The sequence below is a fragment of the Streptomyces aurantiacus JA 4570 genome (assembly GCF_000414115.1).
Classification (GTDB): domain Bacteria; phylum Actinomycetota; class Actinomycetes; order Streptomycetales; family Streptomycetaceae; genus Streptomyces; species Streptomyces aurantiacus_A.
This window is the reverse complement of sequence record NZ_AOPZ01000528.1, coordinates 1-570: the sequence shown is the minus strand read 5'-3', so window position 1 is coordinate 570 and position 570 is coordinate 1. Positions and strand designations below refer to the sequence as shown.

The following is a 570-nucleotide window of genomic DNA, read 5'->3' as shown; positions in this document are numbered from 1 at the left end:
GCGCGCCCAGGTCGACGCTGCCGGGGGCGCGGGGGGCGACCGGCGCGGTCACGTACGTCGGCAGCGGCACCGGGACCGGGTCCCAGCTGTCGCCGCGCCCCGGGCCGTGCTGGCGCTCGCGCTGCTGGTCGACCCATTCGGCGTGGTCGGTCTGCTCGACGAGGGCGCGACGGTCCGCGGCCAGCGCGGAAAGGCCGGTGTCGTCCTCCGGGGCGGGCTCCTCGGCGACGGGCTCGGCGCCCGCCTCGCGCCCGCGCGGCTGCCGCTCGCGCAGCCGCCGCGCCGCGGCCTCGGCCCGGCGCCGGTCCATCGTGTACGTGAAGCGGCGGCGTTCCTGGCGGCGCAGATAGACGATGTACGCGCTCAGCAGCGCGGCCGGCCCGGCGGGCGCCCACGTCTGAGCGCGGCCGGCCCGGCGGGCGCCCACAGGAGCGCGAGGCCGCCGACCGCGGCGACGATCGTGCCGAGCGTGAAGGCGAGGAACAGCATGACGGTCGTACGCCGACGGCGGGCGAGCACCTTGGTGCGCCGGGCCCGCTCGGCGGCGTCGGCCGCGGCGGCGCGACGGGC

1 pseudogene is annotated in these 570 nt (G+C 80.2%); it reads right to left on the bottom strand.

The window, feature by feature from the left end:
* Positions 1-570: pseudogene (locus tag STRAU_RS37190) on the bottom strand (hypothetical protein); the annotation flags it as partial.